This window comes from Lacticaseibacillus manihotivorans DSM 13343 = JCM 12514 (genome assembly GCF_001435035.1).
In the GTDB taxonomy this organism is placed as follows: Bacteria; Bacillota; Bacilli; order Lactobacillales; family Lactobacillaceae; genus Lacticaseibacillus; species Lacticaseibacillus manihotivorans.
The window spans coordinates 1-653 of the sequence record NZ_AZEU01000189.1; the positions used below are offsets into that span (position 1 = coordinate 1).

A 653-nucleotide genomic window follows, 5' to 3' on the forward strand; every position below is an offset into this window, starting at 1 on the left:
TTGCCGTAGGCTACTACTTGCGTTACAACATCAGTTATCGAGATCTAGTTGAAATGATGCGCGACCGTAGTATTTTCGTGCATCACACAACCCTCATGCGTTGGGTACAACATTACTCACCGATTATGCGGGCTCTATGGCGTAAGCGCCATCGGCGCACTTCCAAAAGTTGGCGTATGGATGAGACCTATATCAAGATCAAAGGTCAATGGAATTACCTCTACCGTGCCATTGATGATCAAGGTCTTACGCTTGATTTTCAACTGCGCAAGAAGCGTGACTTTAACTCGGCCTATCATTTTCTCAAACGCCTTTTAAAGACCTATGGTCTTCCACATCGATTAGTGACTGATCAGTACGGAGCGACCCTAAAGGCAATTAAAAAGCTTACTAGGGAAGGCTATCTGCACAAAGGTGTGCATCAGTGCTCCAAATATCGCAATAATCTGATTGAGCAAGATCACCGTTTTATTAAGCGGCAACAAGTTCGTTCTGCAAGTTATCAGAGCACTCGGACAGCAGCTAGGACATTATACGGCATTGAAACCATGCATGCGATACACAAAGAAAGCCGAAAGAAGCTAGGCCTCTTCGGCTTTTCAGCGTATCAAGAAGTCGACCAATTGTTAGCGGCATAGGCTACAACCACTAAA

At 45.0% G+C, this 653-nt stretch carries 1 protein-coding gene; it reads left to right on the top strand.

The annotated features are described in order from the left end of the window. Positions 1–638, top strand: a 638-nt coding sequence (locus FD01_RS10755) for an IS6 family transposase (protein ID WP_056964249.1), incomplete at its 5' end; no start/stop codon positions are given. Between the last annotated feature and the right edge of the window lie 15 nt (positions 639–653).